The following is a 22,110-nucleotide window of genomic DNA, read 5'->3' on the forward strand; positions in this document are numbered from 1 at the left end:
CTGCAAAGAACGCTAAGGTTTGCGCAAAGCACGCAAGGAAATTTTAAGTTAAGCTATAAAGTAAAAAGTTCACAAAGCATACAAATAGAACTTTGCTTCCAATAGCTATCGACATTGCGGTAAAAAAAACTTAGAATCTTAGCGGCTAAAAAAAAATATTTACTTCCCGTTAAACTCATTAATGATATTTACGGCTTCGTTGAGGTACGGATTTGTTTTAAGGTTATCCATTTGATATTGGTTAATCGTTTTATCATTTGGATAAGCGCCTAAAAGAAACTGATTCACACTAGAATTGTAAACATCAAGCGGATTGTTTTCATCATTAAACGTATTGATTTCTGTCCAAAGAGCGCTTAAAGTCTTTTTCTGCGTGAAAACCGCATCCAATGTCAGCGGAATCTCAGCTTTAGGAGCATTTACAAGCTGGTCTATTTTAGAGTTGATTTTTTTAATATTATTGAAAAAGTAATTGTCTGACAATCTTGCTGAACTGTTTTTAGCAATTTTGTCGATCAAATTTCGCTTGACATACGTTTTGTATTTTAAGAAAGGCTCGATACTGTCGTTTTTTATGGCCGTCGGAAAATCGCTTTCCTTCTGATAAACATCTTCATAAAATTCAGGAAGCACCACATCTGGTTTTACGCCAATATACTGGTGGCTTTTGCCGGTAATTCTATAAAATTTATTGATTGTAATTTTTAAGAAATCCGTATTTTTTTCTTCGTCAAGCGGAAGAATGGTTTGCATTGTCGCTTTTCCAAGTGTATTGCTTCCCAGCAAAAGCGCACGATTATAATCTTGCATGATAGAAGAGAAAAATTCGCTGGCCGAGGCCGTATTGCTATTTACCAAAACTACAATTGGCCCTCTGTAAATCACTCCCTTGAAAGGATCGTTAATTACAGACTTCTCTTTTTTATTGTCAATTACAATCGAAAGAGGGCCGTAATCTACAAACATTCCAGCCAGTTTTATGGCCTCTTCCATCGAGCCTCCGCCATTGTCAATAAGATCAATAACAAGGCCTTGTATGCTGTCTCTCTGCAATTTTATCACCTCTCGAGCCACATCATCTGCGCATCCTTTTCTGCTGTTGCCGTCAAGATCTGCATAGAAGCTCGGAATTTTCACGTACCCAATTTTGCTGTCTTTGCCAATGATGAAACTAAAAACCGAATTTTCTTCATCTTTCATCATCTGTTTTTCAATATAAACATCAAAACTTTTTCCCGAATTACGTTTTAAGGTCAGCGTAATATGTTTGTTGTTTTCTGATAAAATCATAGATGATATAGATTCTAACGAAGCGCACGAAACCAAAAGCGTTTCTTTCTGATTGGAAATCGAGATAATCTGATCGCCTTTTTTTACTTGTCCTGTCTGATACGCTGGTCCGTTTGGATCTACCTCATCAATAATGATTTCGTTCTTTTCGTTGAGGTTTACCGTCATTCCAAGCGACAAATGTTCTTTTGATAAAGAAGCAACAAAACTGGTTTTAGAATCATCGCTAAAATAAGCTGTATGCGGGTCAAAATACGTGCAGAAAAAATTGTATAGTTTTTCGTCCTGTTTAGAGCTAGCATCTATCAATGTGCTAAAACGGCAAATTTCGTTGGTAAGAATTTGATTTTTTGAAACCTGCTCAATCGATTTGAAATTGGTTTTTAAAGAGTCTAAATTTTCGCTCATTTCGGCAATATTGTCCAAAATCTGGTAGCGCAATTTCTTTGTCCATACTTTTTCCAGATCTTCTTTCTTTAAATAGAAGGCAAAAGATTTTTTATAAAAGCGAATAGTGTCTTTTTTAGTGTAATCGATCGGGATGGTCTTAATTTTTTCTAGGACATTTTTAGTGCGTATTAGACCATTTACATATTTAGCTTTTATATCAGTAAGAAAACTGCAGTCATTCTTTAGGATCATATCGTCAAGATTGTAGCGATATTTCTCAGCTATTTCATCATATTCGCTCTTAAAAAAGATATTGCGAGAAGGGTCAAGTTCGTTAATTAAATTGTCAAAAACGAACACAGATAAGCTGTCATCAACGGGTTTAGGTCTAAGATGCTCTGCTTGAATAAGCGCATTTATTTTGTTTAATATTTCACAAGTTTCTGCGCTGTTTTGACCAAATGATAGTGTTGATGTCAGCAAAAAAAGGAGTAGTGAAATCTTTTTCATAAATGGAAATTCGTGGTTCATGATTAAAGTTACACTAATTTTTTTACAAAATGTAGTATTTTTAGCAAAATATCGACAACCAAAAGTATTTAAACGTTAAACGAACAATCGGTAAATAATTTAACCTGAATCTGCTTATTTTAAAGCAAAAAAAATGCGTTACAGTTGTAACGCATTTTTTAAACTATAAAGTAAAAATTATTTCTTGTAAAACGGTAATTTAACCACTTTTGCAGGAACATCATTTTTTCTGATTCTGATAAAAATATCGCTATCAACCGCACTGTTAGGAGTTGTAACGTATCCTAAACCAATTCCTTTATTCATAGAAGGAGACATAGTTCCAGAAGTCACAATTCCGATCACTGCTCCTGAACCATCAACAATTTCGTAATCATGTCTTGGCACAGCACGTTCTTGCATTTCAAAAGCAATTAATTTTCTAGCAACTCCAGCTTCTTTCTGTTTTTTAAGAGCTTCAGAATTGGTAAAATCTTTAGTAAATTTTGTGATCCATCCTAAACCAGCTTCAAGCGGAGAAGTAGTATCGTTAATATCGTTTCCGTATAGGCAGAATCCCATTTCTAGACGTAAAGTATCGCGAGCGGCAAGACCAATTGGCTTAATGCCAAAAGAAGCACCGGCTTCAAAAACCTTGTTCCAGATAGCCTCTGCATCTGCATTTTTGCAATAAATCTCAAATCCGCCAGAACCAGTGTATCCAGTTGCAGAAATGATAACATCGCTAAAACCTGCAAAATCAGCTACTTCAAAATGGTAATATGTAATTGCAGACAAATCAATAGAAGTCAAAGACTGCATAGCTTCAACTGCTTTTGGTCCTTGAATTGCCAATAAAGAATATTCGTCAGAAAGATTCTTCATTTCAACTCCCAAATCATTGTGAGACGAAATCCAGTTCCAATCTTTTTCAATATTAGAAGCATTTACAACCAGTAAATACTCTTCCTCTTTCATTTTATAAATAATCAAATCGTCAACAATTCCGCCTTCATTATTAGGAAGACAAGAATATTGAGCTCTTCCAATTGTCAAAGTCGATGCGTCGTTTGAAGTTACTTTCTGAATCAAAGCCAAAGCATTTGGACCTGTCAGCAAAAATTCACCCATGTGAGAAACGTCAAAAACGCCGACACCATTACGAACCGTTTCGTGTTCAGCATTAACGCCTTCGTAAGTAATAGGCATATTATAACCCGCAAAAGGAAGCATTTTTGCTCCTAAACCTTCATGTATGTGCGTAAGCGCAGTATTTTTCATTGTGTTGTTTTATAAAATTGTTTTGCAAATCTATTCAAAAAATATCAAATTTAAATAGCTTAAATTATAAATTTCGCAATAATTTAGAGCTATTTCCTGCTATCCGCTGTATTTCCGATAAACAAAACTACGGCTAAAAAGCCTTATTTTTCTAAATCGGGAGATGCCGCTTCTATAAGGGCTACGGCAACAGTTTCATAAGAAGATTCAGTATTTCAATTTTTTATGTAATTTTAGTATAGAATCACGCCTTTACGGTTGAGCTATGTTTATTTAAATAAGTGAAACGTCTTTCTGTGTAAAGAAAAATATGATTCTATGTGTTTAAAATTAACATCCGCTAAAGAATGAAATCGCCATATTTAATCAATAAAGAAGAAATTCAGAAATTATACAAACCTGTAAATCCTCAAACTCACAAAGGAATGCAAGGCCATGCAGTGATTATTGCAGGAAGCTACGGCAAAATAGGAGCAGGAGTGCTGGCTTCAAAATCATGCTTAAAATCAGGCTGCGGACTCGTAACGACTTTTATCCCCAAATGCGGTTATCAAATTCTTCAAATCTCCATTCCTGAAGTAATGACCGTAACCGACGAGAATACCAATTTTATAACCAATATCCATCTTCCATTGCTTCCTCAAGCTGTTGGAATCGGCCCTGGAATCGGAAAGGAACTCGGAACGCAAAAAGCTCTGTTTGAATTTTTAAGGGTTAATAAAGCTCCTTTAGTCATAGATGCCGATGCATTAAACATCATTTCAGAAAATTTGTCTTGGTTAGAATTGGTTCCCGAAGACACTATTCTAACACCTCATCCCAAAGAATTGGAGCGTTTGATTGGAAAATGGAATTCAGAATCAGAAAAATTTCAGAAAACAATCGCTTTTTCAGAAAAGTATAAAGTCATTGTAGTCATGAAAGGCGCACCGACCTATATTATAAACCGAACCTCGGTCTACGAGAACACAAGCGGAAACGCAGCGCTGGCAACCGCAGGGAGCGGAGATGTTTTAACGGGAATTCTAACCAGCCTTCTAGCGCAAGGCTACGAAGCCAAATATGCCTCAAAAATGGGTGTTTTCATTCATGGATTAACAGCCGATTTGGCTTTGCCCAAAACAGGTTACGAATCTTTTACGGCTTCTACGATTATTAAGTATTTGGGAAAAGCTTTTCTGGAATTAGAAAATTTATCAATTTGAAAATTAGATAATTTCCACCGAGCCGTTTATCCTCCTGAGCGAAGTCGAAGGATTGTCCAGTTATTTCTCAATATTTAGTTTCTTTTTCGAGCTAATCGTTATCCTTCGACTTCGCTAAGGAAGACAAAAAATGCGGATAAATCTGCTTAATCAGCAAAATCTGCGAGAGCAAAAAAATAGAATAGAAATCAGTATAATCAGCTTAATTCATTTAAATCTGCTAGAGGAATAAGACTTTGCTACTCTGCGTCTTTGCGAGCAAATTCTCTCCATTAAGATAATTTATCAATTTGAAAATTAGATAATTTCCACCGAGCCGTTTGTCCTCCTGAGCGAAGTCGAAGGATAGCCAGTTATTCCTCAAAGTTTAGTTTCTTTTTCGAGCTAATCGTTATCCTTCGACTTCGCTCAGGAAGACAAAAAATGCGGATAAATCTGCTCAATCAGCAAAATCTACGAGAGGAAGAAGACTTTGCTACTCTGCGTCTTTGTGAGTTTAAAAAAACTTTGTGCCATTGCTCCTTCGTGGCAAAAACCTTAGTAAGTTTGTATTTATGAAAAACAACTTCGATCTTAGAACAGTAAATGTCATGCGTTACATAACGCCACTGCGTGAAGGAGGTTCTTTGCCAGCTTTAGCAGAAGCCGATGACGACTTTAAATATGTATTAAAATTCAGAGGTGCAGGACATGGCGTAAAAGCCTTGATAGCCGAACTGGTTGGCGGACAAATAGCAAAAGCCTTAAAATTGCAATTGCCAGAATTAGTATTCGCTAATCTCGACGAAGCTTTTGGAAGAACCGAGGCCGATGAAGAAATCCAAGATCTGCTTCAAGGGAGCCAAGGATTAAATTTGGCGCTTCATTTTTTATCAGGAGCCATTACTTTTGATCCTGCCGTAACCACTGTCGATGCTAAATTAGCATCTCAAATTGTATGGTTAGACGCTTATATCACCAATGTTGACCGAACTTTCAAAAATACCAATATGCTTATTTGGCATAAAGAATTATGGCTGATTGATCATGGCGCTTGTTTGTATTTTCATCATTCTTGGAACAATTGGGAACAGCATTCTAAAAGTCCTTTTGCGCTGATAAAAGATCACGTTTTACTGCCTCAGGCCTCAATGTTAAAAGAAGTTGATGCCGAATTTAAAGCGATTTTAAAGCCAGAAATTTTAGAAGAAATTGTAAATACGATTCCATTAGATTGGCTGCAATGGGAAGACGCAGACGAAACGCCAGAAGGCTTGCGAAATGTGTATTTGCAATTTTTAAAGACAAGATTAGAGAATTCAGAAATATTTGTAAATCAGGCTCAAAATGCAAGATAACCACTTATACGAATATGCTGTGATTCGCGTTGTGCCTAGGGTAGAGCGCGAAGAATTCCTGAATATCGGAATCATTTTGTTTTGCAAAAAAGCCAAATTTATAAAGGTTCTTTTTCATTTAAATAAAGAAAAAATCCAAGCCCTTTCTAACGATTTTGACATTGAACAATTAGAATGCAACTTAACATCATTAGTGAAAATTGCCAACGGAGCCAAAGATGGCGGTCCAATCGCCGAATTCGAAATTCCAGAGCGTTTTAGGTGGCTAACGGCTATAAGAAGTTCTGCAATTCAAACTTCAAGACCTCATCCCGGATTGACTCAGGATTTGGAGAAAACAATTCAGCGTTTGTTTGAAGAACTTGTTTTATAATAGGTTCAAAGGTTCAGAGAGGCAAAGGTTCAAAGGTTTTTCCGTAGAGGCGTAATGCAGTGCGTCTCACTTGTAGAAATCTTGCAAAGACGCAGAGTAATTAAACCAAATAAGTTATATAAGTTCATTTTAGGCAAAGCTTAAATTATCTTATATAACTTATATGGTAAAGAGAAAAAAACTTCGTGTCTTAGCGCTTTTGTGGCAAACAATAAAAGCTACTAGAAAGAGCCGCAAACATTACCGCCCAAAGTAGGTCCCGCATTAGCAGAAATATCAGCTTTGACAGCGTTTTTGTCCAATTTCACGATAGAATAAGGTGGAGTAAAAGCCGTGCCGCTTCCAGCTTGAGTTCCTGTAACACTTGTAAATACATTATCTGTAGCTGTAACCGCAGTATACCCCGTCATTAAATCGATTGGATTTTTTACGCCTTCAAAAACATTGCTTTCTACGCGAATATTTGCTTCAAAACCTGCTGCAATACACTTATTGCTTACAGTGCTGTTAAAATAACTGTTTACAATATGCACTTGTCCAAAACGAACTCTTGGCATTCTTTCTTTGCAGCCTGGAGCCCACCAGCATCTTGCAAAAGTGATTCTTAATTTTCCGCGGTCACCCGTTGCGCCATCGCTAGAACCAATTAAGTTAGAAAATCTATGATCATCAGTTCCTCCTGAACCTCCCGCTTTTGGTGGTTTTAGATAATGGAATTTAGAATACGTAACCGAAATGTAATCTGATTTGTTCTTGATGTCAAAGTTTCCATCAACGCCATCTCTAAACTCGCAATGGTCTACCCAAACATTTGTACATTCGTCCAAAATGGCATTATCCCATCCGTCGGTGTCATAAGCGCCTGGACCTTCAAAAATCAAATTTCTGATGATGATGTTTTTGCATCTTTTAATGTTAATAATTCCAGAAGCATCTTTGGTCTGATTTGTTGAAACCAGTTTTGCACCGCTTGCACCGTAAATCGTTTTTCCAGTCTGATCCTGAAATGACAATCTTGCAGTTACTGTGATAGTTCCAGAAACTTTAATCACTTTTACGGCAGTGTTTTCGATAGCCGATTTTAGCTGTGCATAGGTTGTAACTGTAGTTTCGGCAGAAGAACCTCCGCCAGTTGTGCCTCCGTTTTGTGAAGCCCATCCTGGAACCTCAGCGCAATTCCCAATTTTGGCTGTAGGGTTTGTTGTTGAGGCATCAATCGTTGCTTCGTTTGCTGGTTCGATACTTGCTTCTGTGTTTGAAGCGATTTCTTCAGAATTACACGCCGTAAATCCGAAAATCAATGTTGCTGCGAACATTGAAAGTGTTGATTTTAAGTTCATAATTAAGTTTGGTTATTTATAAAAAGTTTAACAACGCAAAACTCAATATTATAAGTAGGAAAAAAGTTGAACAAGTTCAAACTTTTGTAAAAAAATCTACTGAATGTATTTTTTTAACACTTCTAAATTTACAAAAATGCATTTTATATGTATTTTTACGTAATCGATTACATTGATCTAAGCCCTTAATTAGTAATGAGTTGAAAAAAAACAAATTTAACCCTCACAAAAAACCACAAAAACCACAGATGTATAACCTACTAAGAGCAAACATTGAGCGAAAAATTCGACTCACAGATGAAGAATGGGACATTATTGTTTCTAAAGCGGAACTCATTAAACTTAAAAAAAATCAATTTCTGCAAGTCCAAAATTCAAATAGCAGTTACGAAGGATTTATTTTAAAAGGATCATTCAAAACCTACATTCTAAACGAAAACGGAACAGAAACCGTCATTTTCTTTTCCTTCGAAAATGAATGGATCTGCGATCTGGAAAGTTTTTACCATCAAAAGCCAACTACCTACAACATTAAAGCTATTGAAGACAGCGAAATAGTGGTTATCAGTAAAATGCAAAAAGCGTATTTGTTTGCCGTAATTCCGAAACTCATAAAGTTCCACGTTCTAATGATCGAACGGGCCAATGTAGCCATTCAGCAGCGGCTTTTAGATGTGCTCCATAAAACTTCAAAACAGCGTTATCTTGATTTTAAAGAGAGATACCCGCAAAAAGTAAGTTCTATAAATAATAAGAATCTGTCTTCGTATCTGGGTGTTTCACATGAGTTTCTTTCGAAGATTAAGCGAACGGTTTCTTAGTCTTTTTTAGGTTCAAAGGTGCAGAGTAACAAAGTGACAAAGGTTTTCTGTTGAGACGCACTGCAGTGTGTCTAGCGTCATGTGAAAATCTCGCAATCCCGATAGCTATCGGGATCGCGAGAATAAAAAATCTTCCTGTCTTTGTGTCTTCGTGGCAAGAATTAAAAATCCAACATCCCGAATAGGCATTCAGTAGAAAAATGAAGCATTACATTTTCCTTTTTTGGGTTTTCAATGACCAATAAATCATAAGGTTCTAAAGGATACGGCTTTCCATCAATTGTAATCACTGTTGTATCTAAAGAAAATAAAATCACCACTTCAGCATTACAATTCTGATTATGACTTGCGATTTCCAGTTTCTGATGGGATATCTTTTCAGAAACCATCCAATTAAAATCAGTGCCTTTTGTATAAGAAGTTACGTCATCATCGGAGTTAAACTCGAAGATTTCATATTTCTCGTATGCTTTTTTTTCTTTGTTTACCTCAATCTGTAAACGATTATCAAGCATCACCAAGTATCGGTAATAGCCTTTAAATTTGGTAAATTCTGAAGGCACTTCCTCTATTGTAGCACTGCTGATTCTAAATGCAAAATCTCTATCAGAATAATTGGCTGTTTTTGGATAGATCATATATTCATATGTCAATCCGCCAGTCCAAATAGAGGGTTTAGTGTTTTTTTTAGAGAAAAGCTGTATGTTCATTTATTGAATGTTTTAATGATTTTATTCTCATTTTTTGTCCTCCTGAGCGAAGTCGAAGGATAATAAGTAGCTCGACAAAGAAATTAAAGTTTGCGGAATAGCTTCGCGATCCTTCGACTCCGCTCAGGAAAACAAACTATATAGAAGCTTTGCCAAAAACTTTGCGTCTCAGCTCCCGATAGCTATCGGGATTGCGAGATTAAAAAAACTTAGTGTCTTAGCGCCTTCGTGGCAAAACAAAAACTTAAATATTTTTCTCCAAATAAATAAACTCCAAAGGTTCTTCAGAAACCGTAACGTGAATGCCGCTTTCCGGGAAAGCTTCTCTTTCGCCCGTATCTACATAACCATGGCGTTTGTACCAAGCAATAAGTTCTTCACGAACCGAAATAACCGTCATAATAATACTCGACAAACCAAGAGTTTTAGCATGATTTTCGGCTTCAGCCAAAAGCTTTTTCCCGATTCCGCTGTTTTGAAGTTCAGGCGAAACGGTCAGCATTCCTAAATACAATTGATATCCTTTTTCAACCAATAAAACCGAACCAATAATTTTGTCATTCTCCGTAAATTTCAAAATCGTATTTTTTGGATTCTGGAAAATTTCGGTCATTTCTTCTTCGTCAGTTCTTTTGCCTTCCAGTAAATGCGCTTCTGTTGTCCAGCCTTTTTTAGAAGTTTCGCCTCTGTATGCGGAGTTTACTAAAATTGTTAATGCTGGAATGTCTTCGATTGTTGCTTTTGTAATCATGGTAATAATATGCTGTAATTTTTTTAAGTTTTGAATTGAAATTTTGCTTTAGCAAAAGATAAAATTGAATTGCCTAGTGCTTTAGCTGTAAGAACAAAATTACATTAGAAAAATGGCTTTAACCTAATTTTTAACGTTTTTTGGCTAAAGCCTTTTTATCGTGCAAAAGAAAACCTCCAGCTAAAGCTGGAGGCTATTGAAATTTTAAAGGGTATTAAATGTTTTTGATGGCTAGCGCGAGCGTCCCGCTCGTGCAGGTTCCAACTGATTTTTGAATTTCTTTGTGCGCACGAGCGGGATGTTTGGGTTAATGAGGAGATAGAATTAAATTTAATCGTTTTTACTAATGCTTAATGCAGTGTAGTTATTGTCATTTAAAACGTCAGCAGAATATTTAGACTGAATTATTCCTCCTAAACTATTTGTGCCTTTTGCAATGAAATCATAACGATATAAAGCAATTTTATTTACATCCTTTTGTTTTTCCAAAAATGAATATTCGACTTCCATTCTATTTAATAGATCTGGAGAAGAAATTGTTTTATTAAGTTCGCGTAATTGTTCTAAATCTTTCTTAGTAATAGTTTCTTTTCTTTCTTTTACAGTAAAGGATTTCGCTAAATTCAAACTTACAAATTCATAACTATCAGGATTTTTCAATCTTTGTTTTAATTTATTCTCAATATTTAATTTAATAATTTCATCTTTAGTTATTTCTTTTTTAACCGTTTCTTTTTTAGCAATTTCTTTTTCAGCAATTTCTTTTTTACATGATGTTAAAAATAGAAATGATAAAATAATGAATGATTTTATTTTCATTTTGTTATTTTTTTTAATGGAAAATTTATTTTGAATTTCTTTGTGTTCACGAGTGGGACGCTCGCGTTAGCGGGGGCAATGTTTAAAATGTTGTGGCATCAAAAAAAATGGCAGTATCTTCTTCAATCTCGTAGTTGTCAATTTCTTTTTTATATGTGAAAGAGAGTGGTTTTTGATTTTTTAAAACAATGTTATCAGAGCTTTTCGCATCCTTACTAAAAACTACAAATACTCGAGCTCCAACAAGAATATTGTGAACGTAAATTTGATCTCGATCGTTTTCGTCTTGAACAATTTCGTAATTTTGAATTTGAATTTGTTCAACTGAATCAACAATTCTGTGCTGTCTGTTTTTAAATCCATTTATCAGGATTTTATTGATAATTTCTTTTAAATCTTTAGCAATTTTTTCTAGCTCTTTTTCTCTCATAATATCTTTGAATATTTATTAAATTTTCCATTTCTATAAGTATTGGCAATAACGTTTCGCAGTTTTTTACGGTTGTGAACTTCGTAACCTAGTACTTTTGGCTAAAAAAAACTTGCGAAACGAAAACGTGAAATAACCACAAAATACACAATCTCGTAAAACCACGGTTACCAGCTGTTTTTATTTTTTCGTTATACTTGTTACTAATTTAACAATAGTTTCGAGCATATTTGCAGATATAAGTTCGTTTTTGTTGTCATCTTCTTCGGTCGAATAATTGTTGCCAAAATATTTTTCGACAAGTTTAGCTTTAATTTCCTGTTTTTTTGTTTCGTCAAGTATTTCGATAAATGGACTTATTGACGACAATTCTAATTCTAATTTTCGGTTAAGATTCTCTAGCTTTCTATGTTTCCCGGATTCTCTGGAAGCATAAGCAGCTGGATATATTAAAATTGCAGACGCAACAATTCGTATAATTGCTTTATGCCAATCATAGCTAACATCTCCAATTTTCCAAATTGAATAGATCAAAAGAGCAGAAAGGATACACATAAAAATAGTTGCAATACTTCGCCAATTATCAGCTGTTTTTTTATGTTCGTTTGCAATTATTTGGTAATTACCAGTTATGCCAACATTTCCAATAACATTCACTAATTTGGTAGCATCATTTAGTTTGCGTTCTAAATCTTTTATTATTTCGTCAGTATCGGTCTTTATTTTTTCACGGTCAGCGTTAATTTCAGCTCTAAATGTATCTCTATCTTCAGAAACTAATTTTGTAAATGAAGCATTTGATGTTTCAAACTGCAATTGAAAATTTGCAGTTATTGTTTCAAGTTCTTTTTCTTTAAGTCCAATTTTGGTTGTTAATTCTGCTAATTCGGTTTGTTTAATATCTAATTCAGAATTTAAAGTACTTATTTTAGCTTCTATTTCATCCCTTTTTTCTTCGGTTTGATTTTGTTTATCTTCAATTGTCTTTTGGAATTGTGAAACTATTTTAGAAAAATCTAAATCTCCTGGTACATTGAGAATTGGAAAGTTTTTGATATAGGGTAATGCAGAATTTATATGATTTACCGCATTGTTTATATGTCCAATATTACCATTGCCAATGAAATTATTTATTTGGGTTAATGCGTTTTCATATTCTGATGAAATAGCATTTAATTCGGCTAAAGATAAAAGATTTGGAATTGCAACTTTAAGTCTGTCCAATAAGTAAAGGCAAGCAGTTTTGAAGAAATCAATTTTGTCATTTTCAAGATTTTTAATAACCTCTTCTTCATTTATTCGATTCAGAAGTTGTTCAGTCTTTATTGAAACTGGATGTGCTAGAAATTCTGTTGTTGTCATATTTCTCAATTATTTTTATCGTGCGGTAAAGTGGCTAGTAAATCTTGTATACGCGAAACAAACTTTCGCATTTACACCTAAATTCGGGTAGCTAGACTAAGTGATTCGTTTTCTATACTTTCAAATATATATATTATTTCTTGCCAATTTTTACGGATTTCCGTACTTGATATTTTTATTTGCTAACTCAAAATAATTTTGGTTTCAAGCAATAAAAAAACGACTGAAAATAAACATCAGTCGTTCGATATATCATTTCATATTAGCTTTATTACCCTAGGAAATCCTTCAACTCCTCATAAGTCTTAATCTTCACACTAACTTTCTCCTCATTAATAACACTCTCGATTTGAGCAGGAATCGGAAGCGTAATTCCTAAAGCAGATTCAACCACATCTAAGAATTTAATAGGATGTGCTGTTTCTAAGAAAATACCAATGGCGTTAGGGTGTTTTTCAAGCTCTTTTTTCAAACCTAAATAACCAACAGCACCGTGTGGTTCTGCGATATAACCGTCTGTGTTATAAATTTTCTTTAGAGCAACTAATGTTTCTTCATCAGTATAGCTATAAGAAGAGAAGTCTTTTTCGAAAGCTTTTAAGTCATTATTGTACAATTCCTGAATTCTAATAAAGTTGCTTGGATTTCCAACGTCCATGGCGTTAGAGATGGTCGCTTTAGAAGGTTTTGGGTCGTATTTTCCGTTTTCTAAGAATCTTGGCACCGTGTCGTTTACGTTGGTAGACGCTACAAAATGCTCAATTGGCAAACCTAATTTTTTTGCCATAATTCCGGCACAGATATTCCCAAAGTTTCCGCTTGGGCAAGAGAAAACTAAAGGTTTGTTTTGGCTTTTCAAGGCTTTGTATGCAAAGAAGAAATAAAACATTTGCGGTAACCAACGTGCAATATTAATCGAGTTTGCAGAAGTCAGGTTTTTATGCGCCAGAGTTTCATCTAAAAACGCTTTTTTCACCATATCCTGACAATCGTCAAAAACACCGTCAACTTCTAGCGCTTTAATGTTTTGCCCTAAAGTTGTCAATTGCTTTTCCTGAATGTCGCTCACTTTTCCTGACGGATATAAAATGACAACATCAACGCCGTCAACGCCTAAAAATCCGCTCGCAACAGCTCCGCCTGTATCACCAGAAGTAGCTACTAAAACAGTATTTTTAGAATCTTTTTTGTCTTTATTGAAATAACCTAAACAACGTGACATAAAACGCGCTCCAACGTCTTTAAAAGCCATTGTCGGACCGTGAAATAACTCTAACGAATAGATTCCGTTTTCGACTTTCACAACCGGAAAATCAAAAACTAAAGTTTCGGCAATAATTTCTTTTAGTTTTTCTGCCGGGATTTCGTCGCCAACAAATTGTTTAATCGCTTCAAAAGCAATTTCTTCGTGGCTTAAACCTTCGATTTTATCAAAAAATGACGGATCAAGCGGTGTTATGCTTTCTGGGAAATATAATCCTTTGTCAGTTGCTAATCCTTGTATAACAGCTTCCTGAAAAGAAACTTTTGGGGCATTATGGTTTAAACTGTAGTATTTCATTTTTTTTGTAGCTTTAAGCTTTAGGCTTTAGGCATTAGGCTTTTTCTGAATGCGTTTAGCTTTTAGCTTTTTCATTTTTTTCTTGGTTTTATATTATACGCAAAGGTTTCAAGCTTAGTGCCTAAAGCCTATTGCTTGCAGCGTCCCGTGCTAAAGCACGCGGACACCATCAGGATTAATCTTCGAAACATGAATTTCATACGGTAAATTCATTTTTTCGTAAACGTCGCTCATGGCTTTTGCGATTTTTTCAGCGGTTTCTTTTCCTCTGCTTAAAGCGAAAATAGATGGGCCGGAACCTGAAATTCCAGAACCTAAAGCGCCGTTTTCATAAGCCGTTTGTTTAATTTGATCGAAACCTGGAATCAATACACTTCTTAAAGGCTCTACGATTTCGTCATGAAGCGAACGTCCGATCAATTCGTAATCTTTGGTGTAAAGTCCTGCGACCAATCCGCCTACGTTACCCCATTGCATGATGGCGCTTTTTAGGGAAACGTTTTGTTTTAAAACCGAACGAGCGTCAGAAGTTTTCAATTCAATTTGCGGATGAACCACCGTTGCGTACAATTCTTCTGGGCTGTCAATTCTGATAATATCAAGCGGCGAGTAACTTCTTACCAACGTAAATCCGCCCAAAAGGGCAGGGGCAACGTTGTCGGCGTGAGCGTTTCCGCTGGCTAATTTCTCGCCCTGCATTGCAAATTGAACCAAATCTTTACGAGAATAAGGTCTTCCTAATAATTCATTTATTCCGAAAACCGCTCCGGCAGAACTTGCAGCACTGCTTCCGATTCCGCTTCCGGCTTTGATGTTTTTGTAAATTTCGATTTCAAATCCGAAATCCAATTCATCTAAAGTAGCCAACATGGCCAAAGCCGCAACCCCGGAAACGTTTTTCTCGGTTTCCAAAGGTAAATCGGCACCGACAATTTTAGTGATTCGAACTCCTTTTTGATCGACTTTTCGAACAATCATTTCATCGCCCGCATTGTCTAAGCAAAGTCCCAAGACGTCAAATCCGCATGAGAGGTTGGCGATTGTAGCGGGACAGAATAATTTTATTTCCATTTTTTTATAAGGTTCAAAGTGGCAAAGGCTCAGAGGTTCAGAGGTTTTCCACTCATTGTTTTTTAAGGTTCATAGTAGCAAAGGTTCATAGTAGCAAAGGTTCATAGTAGCAAAGGTTTTAACTTTGTCCCTTTGCACCTTTGACCCTTTGCACCTTTACTAAATATTTCCTATTCTAATAACATCTGCAAAAATTCCTGATGCTGTAACAGCGGCTCCGGCGCCGGCTCCTTTGATCAATAAAGGCTGGTCTACGTAACGATCTGTGTAGAACAATACGATATTGTCTTTTCCTTCTAAATTATAGAAAGGATGATCTTTTGGAATGAACTGCAGGCCAACGCTAGCTTTTCCGTTTTCGAATTGCGCTACGTATTTCAATCTTGAATCTTTGGCTAAAGCTTCTTTATAAATGCCTTCAAAATGAGCAGCGTGTTTGATTAACGATGCAAAAAAGTCGTCGTTGTTTGTGGTTGCTAAACATTCTGCTGGCAGGAACGATTCATTTGCAATAGCGTCAATATCCATTTCGTAACCGCTTTCGCGAATTAGAATTAGGATTTTACGGGCAACGTCGATTCCGCTTAAGTCGATTTTCGGATCTGGTTCTGTAAAACCTTGAACTCCCGCTTCTTTTACTACATCGTGGAAAGAATTATTCTCATCAAAATTGTTGAAAATAAAGTTCAGACTTCCAGACAAAACGGCTTGAATTTTATGCACTTTATCGCCAGAAGCAATTAAGTTTTTTACAGTGTCAATAATAGGTAATCCCGCACCAACATTCGTTTCAAACAAGAAAGGAGCGTTGTATTGGCGTGATAAGCTTTTTAATTTTTTATAGTTATCGTAAGCAGATGAACAGGCAATTTTGTTGCAAGTCACAACCGCAATACTTTCTTTTAAGAATTTCTCGTAGGCTTCAGAAACCGTTGCATTTGCAGTGATGTCTACGAAAATGCTGTTACGCAAATTCAGCTCTTTTGCTTTTTTGATAAATTCTTCAATGCTTGCCGGTTCGCCTTCGCTTAAAGCGGCATCCCAATTTTTCAAAGAAATTCCGTCTTCGTCAAAAATCATTTTTCTTGAGTTAGACAAAGCAATTACACGAACATTGATCTTTAAATTATCTTTTAAGAACTTTCTTTGATTGTGAATCTGCTCGATGAATTTTTCGCCCACATTTCCAACTCCCATTACAAATAAGTTGAGCTGTTTTGTGTTTTCTTCAAAGAAATTTTCGTGCAACGTATTCAATGCTTTTTTAACATCTCTTTCATTAATTACAGTCGAAATGTTTCTTTCAGAAGCGCCTTGCGCAATCGCACGTATGTTTACGTTGTTTTTTCCTAAAGTGCTGAACATTCTTCCGCTCAAGCCTTGGTGATTTTTCATGTTTTCACCCACCAAAGCAATAATGCAAAGGTCTTTTTCTACATAGCAAGGATCGATTTTATTCTGCGAAATTTCGATTTCAAAAGCTCTATTTATTGCAGCTTCGGCATTATCAGCATCAGAATTTAGAATTCCGATACAGATTGAATGTTCAGAAGAAGCTTGAGTAATAAAAATAACATTGATTTTTTCTTGAGATAATACTTCAAATAATCTTCTTGATGAACCCGCAACACCAATCATTCCTGGACCTTCAAGCGTTAAAAGCGAAATATGATCAATATGGCTGATTCCTTTTACAACTGTATCTTTTGAGGAAACCTGGCTAGAGATTAAAGTTCCTTCAGCTTCTGGCTCAAAAGTGTTTTTAATTAAAATTGGAATGTTTTTTCTTAAAACGGGTTGAATTGTTGGCGGATACAGCACTTTTGCTCCAAAATGCGACAATTCCATCGCTTCTTGGTAAGAAATAGTAGCAATTGGCTGTGCTTGTTTTACAATTTTCGGATTTGCAGTAAACATTCCGTTTACGTCTGTCCAAATTTCCAATTGTTCTGCATCGATTGCTCCAGCGATAATTGCAGCAGTATAATCGGAACCGCCTCGTCCTAAAGTCGAAGTAATTCCGTCTAAAGTCTGTGCGATAAAACCGGGCATAATATTGATTTTTGCCTTGTTTTCAGCAAAGTAATCTTTAATCAGCTGATTTGAAACTTCGAAGTTTACAGTTGCTTTTCCAAAGTTATTATCCGTTTTGATTAATTCGCGGCTGTCTTTGTAAACCGCATCTTTGCTAATCTGCTGATAAGCTTGCGCGATGATAAATGAAGAAAGCAATTCTCCGAAACTTAAAATGGTATCGGCAGTTCTTGGAGACAATTCTCCTAAAAGAAAACAGCCGTCCAATAAAGTTTCTAAGTGATTGATGATTCTTTTTACATGGCTTAGCAAACTGCTTTGCTCGCTAACCGGAATCAGTTCTTTAAGTGTATCAAGGTGTTTTTTCTCGATTTCGGCAACAACTTCTCTAAAGCTTTCGTCGTTTGATGCCGCTTTTGCTGCTGCCAATTGCAGTAAATCAGTTACTTTGCTTAATGCAGAAACCACAACCACAAGCTGGTCCTGTTTTGCTTTTTGGTTAACAATGTCGAGAACGAGTTTTATATTTTGAGCATTGGCTACTGAAGTTCCGCCAAATTTTAATACTTTCATTTTATGATATTTTTCTTTTTTGCAACTATTTTTTATGTATTCATTACCTTTCTTCTTTTTAGAAAAAAAGTATATGCGAACTGGATTATATGTAAAAATGTATACCCCTAAGGGGTAGTAGTTGTTGTAGTAGAAATAATGGTAGCAGCAATTGCAACTCCTGTTTGAGCTGTAATAATGGTAGATTGATATTTTATGCTGTTACTTTTCATTTTTGATTTTTCAAAAGTACAGCTTTTTATAAGAGTTAAAAACTTCAAAAGCTTTTTTGCGAATATTTTAATAATTCAAATCTCAATAATTCAATATTGAGTATTTGTTAAAATTGGATATGCTAAATTGAGGTTTTAATAGATTTTGGACAGCGTTTTTTTGAGGTTTAGGCCATGCAAAAGATTGATGTTTAGTCCAAAAAGACATTAAAAGCGGATTAAAACATAAAAAGAAGAGTAAATAGAGCGTTAAAATTGCTCAACTGGTTTTTGTTGAAATCTTAATTATTGTGATAAAATGTTGCTTTTTAATATTGATTTGTTGAATTTTGGCGTTTAAAATTTAAAATCATCATGAGAGAGATTCATTATATAAGTTCGGAAACCATCACTTTAGAAACATTACAGGAAATTTTAGGTCAGAATAAGATTCTTGAATTATCTGAAGAAGCTAAGTCAAATGTTCAGAAATGCCGTGATTATTTAGATAAGAAAATGGCATCTCATACGGCTCCAATTTATGGAATCAATACAGGTTTTGGATCATTGTATAGTGTGAAGATCTCGAATGAAAATTTATCTAAACTTCAAGAAAACTTAGTAAAATCGCACGCTTGCGGAACGGGTGAAGAAGTTCCAGCGGACATTGTAAAGATGATGCTTTTACTGAAAATCCAATCTTTAAGTTATGGTCATTCTGGTGTTCAATTAAAAACACTGGAGCGTTTAGTTGATTTTTATAATAATGATATTCTGCCTATTATTTATACGCAAGGTTCGCTTGGAGCTTCAGGAGATTTAGCTCCTTTGGCACATTTGTCTTTGCCATTAATAGGTGAGGGAATTGTGCTTTTTGAAGGAAAAAAAGTGGCTTCTGCTGAAGTTTTAAAGCATTTTAACTGGGAGCCAATTGTTTTGCAGTCAAAAGAAGGTTTGGCTTTGCTGAACGGAACTCAGTTTATGAGTGCATATGGAGCTCATATTTTAATTAAAGCATATAAATACTCGTATTTGGCAGATTTGATCGGAACTATTTCTATGGAAGGTTTTGATGGAAGAATCGAGCCATTCAACGAATTGATACATTATATACGTCCGCACAAAGGGCAAATCGTAACGGCACAAAGAATTACTGAATTCTTGGAAGGAAGCGAAATTATCGCTCAGGAAAAGAAACACGTTCAAGATCCGTACTCTTTCCGCTGTATGCCGCAGGTTCACGGAGCTTCAAAAGATGCGATTGATTATGTTAGAAAAGTATTTAAAACAGAAATCAATTCAGTGACTGATAATCCTAATATTTTTATTGAAGCCGATCAGATTATTTCTGGCGGAAATTTCCACGGACAGCCTTTAGCTTTAGCTTTAGATTTTATGGCAATTGCTTTGGCAGAATTAGGAAGCATTTCTGAAAGAAGAACCTATCAGTTAATTTCTGGTTTGCGTAATCTTCCGGCATTTTTGGTTGATAATCCGGGATTGAATTCTGGTTTTATGATTCCGCAATATACAGCAGCAAGTATTGCGAGCCAAAACAAACAATTGGCAACTCCTGCAAGTATTGATAGCATTGTTTCGAGTAACGGACAAGAAGATCACGTGAGCATGGGAGCCAATGGGGCAACAAAAGCCTTACGAATTTTGGATAATTTGGAGCGCATTTTAGCGATCGAATTGCTGAATGCTTCGCAGGCTATTGCTTACAGAGAGCCTCTAAAATCAAGCGATTTTATTCAAATGTTCTTGAATAGCTACCGAGAAATGGTGCCTTTGGTGAAAGAAGACAGAATCTTACATAATGACATAGAAAACACGGTTTTATTCCTTTCGAGTTTTCAAATTGAAAACGATTTGTTAACAATGGCTTAACACTGAAACGTGTTATTGAAGGTAATTTTGCACTATCAAAAATAAAACAATGTCAATAAACAGTATTTTCCAATTTTTAGTGCCGAAAGACAAAAAATTCTTTCCACTTTTTGAAGAGGCTTCAAGCAATTTAATTGAATTAGCTTCTAACTTACACGAAGCTGTAAATTTACCATTAAAAGAAAGAGAAATTCTTTTTCAAAAAATTGACGAATTAGAACAAAAAGGAGAAGACATTACTCGTCAGACCAATTTGGAGTTAAGCAGAAACTTTATCACTCCATTTGACAGAGAAGATATTCATACGTTAATTACTTCAATTGACAACGTTGCAGATTACCTTCACGGTGCATCTAGCCGTATGAGATTGTATCAGGTTGATAAAATTACAAAGTCTATCAGAAAGATGACAGAAATCAACCTTGAAGCTTGTCAAAACATTGACAGTGCAGTAAAAGAGTTGAGAAACTTACAAAACTTTAAAGTTATTAAAGATGCTTGTGCTAGAATTAACAAACTAGAAAACAAATCTGATAACGTGTATAACAAAGCAGTTTTTGAAATTTTTGAAAACGAAACAGACGCTAAAAATATTATTAAATATAAAGAAGTGCTATCTGTTTTAGAATCAGCAACAGATAAATGTAAGAGTGTTGCGAACATACTAGAATCTATTTCTGTAAAACATTCTTAATTCAATTTTTCAATCTGAAGTTATAATCTTATGACTATACTTATATTAATTATAGTACTTGCCTTAATTTTTGATTACATCAATGGTTTTCATGATGCGGCAAATGCTATAGCGACTGTTGTTGCAACAAAGGTTTTGACACCTTTTCAGGCGGTTGTCTGGGCAGCATTTTTTAACTTTCTGGCGTATTGGGTTTTTGGATTTGGTGTTGCAGATACTGTTGCTAAAACAGCGCATACTATGGAAATTAACCTAGTGGTAATTTTGGCCGGAGTTATCGCTGCAATCTGTTGGAATTTATTGACTTGGTGGTTAGGAATTCCTTCAAGTTCTTCTCATACGCTTATTGGAGGTTTTGCAGGAGCAGCTGTGGCACACGCTATTGCTGTACACGGTTTCTCTGGTTATGTTGGAGAAGACGGAGCAACTCACTATTGGTATGAAATTGTAAGCTGGTACAAAGCAGGAAAAGACGGAGCAATGCCTTCGGGAGTTCTCATTATCATTGCTTTTATTGTTTTAGCGCCATTATTAGGAGCATTGGCTTCTTATTTAATTTCGATTTGGCTTTTAAATGCTTCTCGTAAAACAATCGGGCCTAAAATCTTTACTGCAGCTTTAATGATTGCTACAATTGTATTTGTGTACTATCAAATGGTGCCTTATGATAAGATTGAAAAGCCAAGATTTGATTCTCATTTTTGGAGCGTTGCTTTTGAAGCTCATAATATTAAATGGTTCTTAGTAGCCTTTATTATCTTGACAGTAAGCGGATTTTGTTTAATATTCAGCAGTTTAAATCTTCATCAGGCAGATGCTGCTTTAAAGAAAATGCAATTATTATCTTCTGCGGCTTTTAGTTTAGGCCACGGAGGAAACGATTCTCAAAAAGTAATGGGTATTATTGCTGCGGCTGTAGCAGTTTATATCAATACAAATCCAGGAGTTTATATGGATGCTTGGTTAGATGTTGTGCTTCCAAACGATGATTTGGGCATTAAAGGAGTTATGCCTTCTTGGATTCCATTGGCTTGTTATTCTGCAATTGCTGCAGGAACTTTAAGCGGTGGATGGAAGATTGTAAAAACGATGGGTTCTAAAATTACCAAAGTAAGTTCGTTTGAAGGTGTTGCTGCTGAAACAGCCGGTGCTTTGACGCTTTACTTTACTGAACACTTAAAAATTCCAGTAAGTACAACGCACACTATTACAGGTTCTATTATTGGAGTTGGATTGACAAAACGTGTTTCTGCCGTTAGATGGGGAGTTACCGTAAGTTTAATCTGGGCTTGGATTTTGACTATTCCAATTTCGGCTATTCTAGCAGGTTTGGTTTACTTTATTCTAAGTGTCTTTATTTAAGCTGAGAAAATGGATTTTGTGAAATGTGAAAATTAAATCGCATTTTGTTAATATAGAAAACCGATTTCAAATTTGAAATCGGTTTTTTTTTGTTTTAATTTGTTTTAAAGTAAAA

The 22,110-nt window shown here is 35.4% G+C and carries 18 protein-coding genes; 7 read left to right on the forward strand and 11 right to left on the reverse strand.

Annotated elements, in window-relative coordinates:
* Positions 1–159: 159 nt before the first annotated feature.
* Both N4T20_RS12700 and gcvT read right to left on the reverse strand, forming a co-directional pair.
* Entirely contained in the window at positions 160–2,190 is a 2,031-nt protein-coding gene (locus N4T20_RS12700) for a S41 family peptidase (protein WP_260669513.1), read from the reverse strand.
* 198 nt (positions 2,191–2,388) lie between these two features.
* Positions 2,389–3,471, reverse strand: coding sequence for a glycine cleavage system aminomethyltransferase GcvT (gene gcvT / locus N4T20_RS12705; RefSeq protein ID WP_260669514.1), 1,083 nt, complete (start codon positions 3,469–3,471; stop codon positions 2,389–2,391).
* Between the two features lie 347 nt (positions 3,472–3,818).
* Here gcvT and N4T20_RS12710 point away from each other — a divergent pair, with 347 nt between their 5' ends.
* The 3 genes from N4T20_RS12710 to N4T20_RS12720 all read left to right on the forward strand — a co-directional run bounded on the left by N4T20_RS12710 (position 3,819) and on the right by N4T20_RS12720 (position 6,386).
* Positions 3,819–4,676, forward strand: coding sequence for an NAD(P)H-hydrate dehydratase (locus N4T20_RS12710; RefSeq protein WP_260669515.1), 858 nt, complete (start codon positions 3,819–3,821; stop codon positions 4,674–4,676).
* A 554-nt stretch (positions 4,677–5,230) separates the two neighbouring features.
* Positions 5,231–6,013 carry a HipA family kinase gene (locus tag N4T20_RS12715; RefSeq protein WP_260669516.1) on the forward strand — a complete coding sequence of 261 codons (783 nt, stop codon included), beginning with the start codon at positions 5,231–5,233 and terminating at the stop codon, positions 6,011–6,013.
* Entirely contained in the window at positions 6,003–6,386 is a 384-nt protein-coding gene (locus tag N4T20_RS12720; protein WP_260669517.1) for a DUF3037 domain-containing protein, read from the forward strand. Before N4T20_RS12715 ends, N4T20_RS12720 begins: the two co-directional genes overlap by 11 nt.
* A gap of 221 nt (positions 6,387–6,607) precedes the next feature.
* On the opposite strand, the gene N4T20_RS12725 is transcribed toward N4T20_RS12720, so the two are convergent.
* Positions 6,608–7,726: a polysaccharide lyase family 1 protein gene (locus tag N4T20_RS12725; RefSeq protein WP_260669518.1), complete on the reverse strand. Its 1,119-nt coding sequence runs from the start codon at positions 7,724–7,726 to the stop codon at positions 6,608–6,610.
* A 248-nt stretch (positions 7,727–7,974) separates the two neighbouring features.
* On the opposite strand from N4T20_RS12725, the gene N4T20_RS12730 reads away from it, so the two are divergent.
* Positions 7,975–8,547, forward strand: coding sequence for a Crp/Fnr family transcriptional regulator (locus N4T20_RS12730; RefSeq protein WP_260669519.1), 573 nt, complete (start codon positions 7,975–7,977; stop codon positions 8,545–8,547).
* A 161-nt stretch (positions 8,548–8,708) separates the two neighbouring features.
* Here the strand turns inward: N4T20_RS12730 and N4T20_RS12735 are convergent, their stop codons facing one another.
* The 8 genes from N4T20_RS12735 to thrA all read right to left on the reverse strand — a co-directional run bounded on the left by N4T20_RS12735 (position 8,709) and on the right by thrA (position 17,858).
* Positions 8,709–9,257 (reverse strand): HutD family protein, encoded by a 549-nt coding sequence (locus tag N4T20_RS12735; RefSeq protein ID WP_260669520.1) that lies wholly within the window; start codon positions 9,255–9,257, stop codon positions 8,709–8,711.
* A gap of 244 nt (positions 9,258–9,501) precedes the next feature.
* Positions 9,502–10,008: a GNAT family N-acetyltransferase gene (locus N4T20_RS12740; protein ID WP_260669521.1), complete on the reverse strand. Its 507-nt coding sequence runs from the start codon at positions 10,006–10,008 to the stop codon at positions 9,502–9,504.
* A 330-nt stretch (positions 10,009–10,338) separates the two neighbouring features.
* Entirely contained in the window at positions 10,339–10,827 is a 489-nt protein-coding gene (locus N4T20_RS12745) for a hypothetical protein (protein WP_260669522.1), read from the reverse strand.
* An 82-nt stretch (positions 10,828–10,909) separates the two neighbouring features.
* Positions 10,910–11,257 carry a hypothetical protein gene (locus N4T20_RS12750; protein WP_260669523.1) on the reverse strand — a complete coding sequence of 116 codons (348 nt, stop codon included), beginning with the start codon at positions 11,255–11,257 and terminating at the stop codon, positions 10,910–10,912.
* Positions 11,258–11,437: 180 nt separating this feature from the next.
* Complete coding sequence (locus tag N4T20_RS12755) at positions 11,438–12,619, reverse strand: hypothetical protein (protein WP_260669524.1); 1,182 nt, start codon at positions 12,617–12,619, stop codon at positions 11,438–11,440.
* Positions 12,620–12,890: 271 nt separating this feature from the next.
* A complete protein-coding gene (gene thrC, locus N4T20_RS12760; protein WP_260669525.1) occupies positions 12,891–14,180 on the reverse strand; it encodes a threonine synthase in 1,290 nt (429 codons plus the stop codon).
* Between the two features lie 150 nt (positions 14,181–14,330).
* Positions 14,331–15,251, reverse strand: coding sequence for a homoserine kinase (locus N4T20_RS12765; protein WP_260669526.1), 921 nt, complete (start codon positions 15,249–15,251; stop codon positions 14,331–14,333).
* 159 nt (positions 15,252–15,410) lie between these two features.
* Positions 15,411–17,858, reverse strand: a complete 2,448-nt coding sequence (gene thrA / locus N4T20_RS12770) for a bifunctional aspartate kinase/homoserine dehydrogenase I (RefSeq protein ID WP_260669527.1) — start codon at positions 17,856–17,858, stop codon at positions 15,411–15,413.
* Between the two features lie 566 nt (positions 17,859–18,424).
* On the opposite strand from thrA, the gene hutH reads away from it, so the two are divergent.
* From hutH to N4T20_RS12785, 3 genes are read left to right on the forward strand one after another with little or no spacing between them, the layout of a single operon-like run.
* The gene (gene hutH / locus N4T20_RS12775) at positions 18,425–19,939 is read left to right on the forward strand and encodes a histidine ammonia-lyase (RefSeq protein WP_260669528.1); all 1,515 of its coding nucleotides are present in this window, start codon (positions 18,425–18,427) and stop codon (positions 19,937–19,939) included.
* A gap of 49 nt (positions 19,940–19,988) precedes the next feature.
* The gene (locus N4T20_RS12780; RefSeq protein WP_008462731.1) at positions 19,989–20,633 is read left to right on the forward strand and encodes a DUF47 domain-containing protein; all 645 of its coding nucleotides are present in this window, start codon (positions 19,989–19,991) and stop codon (positions 20,631–20,633) included.
* Between the two features lie 30 nt (positions 20,634–20,663).
* A complete protein-coding gene (locus tag N4T20_RS12785; protein ID WP_260669529.1) occupies positions 20,664–21,995 on the forward strand; it encodes an inorganic phosphate transporter in 1,332 nt (443 codons plus the stop codon).
* The last annotated feature ends 115 nt before the right edge of the window (positions 21,996–22,110 follow it).

Source organism: Flavobacterium sp. TR2 (assembly GCF_025252405.1).
Classification (GTDB): domain Bacteria; phylum Bacteroidota; class Bacteroidia; order Flavobacteriales; family Flavobacteriaceae; genus Flavobacterium.

Coding starts and splice junctions, on each gene's coding strand:
- N4T20_RS12700 (WP_260669513.1), bottom strand. CDS start 2,190: ATGAAAAAGATTTCACTACTCCTTTTTTTGCTGACATCAACACTATCA.
- gcvT (WP_260669514.1), bottom strand. CDS start 3,471: ATGAAAAATACTGCGCTTACGCACATACATGAAGGTTTAGGAGCAAAA.
- N4T20_RS12710 (WP_260669515.1), top strand. CDS start 3,819: ATGAAATCGCCATATTTAATCAATAAAGAAGAAATTCAGAAATTATAC.
- N4T20_RS12715 (WP_260669516.1), top strand. CDS start 5,231: ATGAAAAACAACTTCGATCTTAGAACAGTAAATGTCATGCGTTACATA.
- N4T20_RS12720 (WP_260669517.1), top strand. CDS start 6,003: ATGCAAGATAACCACTTATACGAATATGCTGTGATTCGCGTTGTGCCT.
- N4T20_RS12725 (WP_260669518.1), bottom strand. CDS start 7,726: ATGAACTTAAAATCAACACTTTCAATGTTCGCAGCAACATTGATTTTC.
- N4T20_RS12730 (WP_260669519.1), top strand. CDS start 7,975: ATGTATAACCTACTAAGAGCAAACATTGAGCGAAAAATTCGACTCACA.
- N4T20_RS12735 (WP_260669520.1), bottom strand. CDS start 9,257: ATGAACATACAGCTTTTCTCTAAAAAAAACACTAAACCCTCTATTTGG.
- N4T20_RS12740 (WP_260669521.1), bottom strand. CDS start 10,008: ATGATTACAAAAGCAACAATCGAAGACATTCCAGCATTAACAATTTTA.
- N4T20_RS12745 (WP_260669522.1), bottom strand. CDS start 10,827: ATGAAAATAAAATCATTCATTATTTTATCATTTCTATTTTTAACATCA.
- N4T20_RS12750 (WP_260669523.1), bottom strand. CDS start 11,257: ATGAGAGAAAAAGAGCTAGAAAAAATTGCTAAAGATTTAAAAGAAATT.
- N4T20_RS12755 (WP_260669524.1), bottom strand. CDS start 12,619: ATGACAACAACAGAATTTCTAGCACATCCAGTTTCAATAAAGACTGAA.
- thrC (WP_260669525.1), bottom strand. CDS start 14,180: ATGAAATACTACAGTTTAAACCATAATGCCCCAAAAGTTTCTTTTCAG.
- N4T20_RS12765 (WP_260669526.1), bottom strand. CDS start 15,251: ATGGAAATAAAATTATTCTGTCCCGCTACAATCGCCAACCTCTCATGC.
- thrA (WP_260669527.1), bottom strand. CDS start 17,858: ATGAAAGTATTAAAATTTGGCGGAACTTCAGTAGCCAATGCTCAAAAT.
- hutH (WP_260669528.1), top strand. CDS start 18,425: ATGAGAGAGATTCATTATATAAGTTCGGAAACCATCACTTTAGAAACA.
- N4T20_RS12780 (WP_008462731.1), top strand. CDS start 19,989: ATGTCAATAAACAGTATTTTCCAATTTTTAGTGCCGAAAGACAAAAAA.
- N4T20_RS12785 (WP_260669529.1), top strand. CDS start 20,664: ATGACTATACTTATATTAATTATAGTACTTGCCTTAATTTTTGATTAC.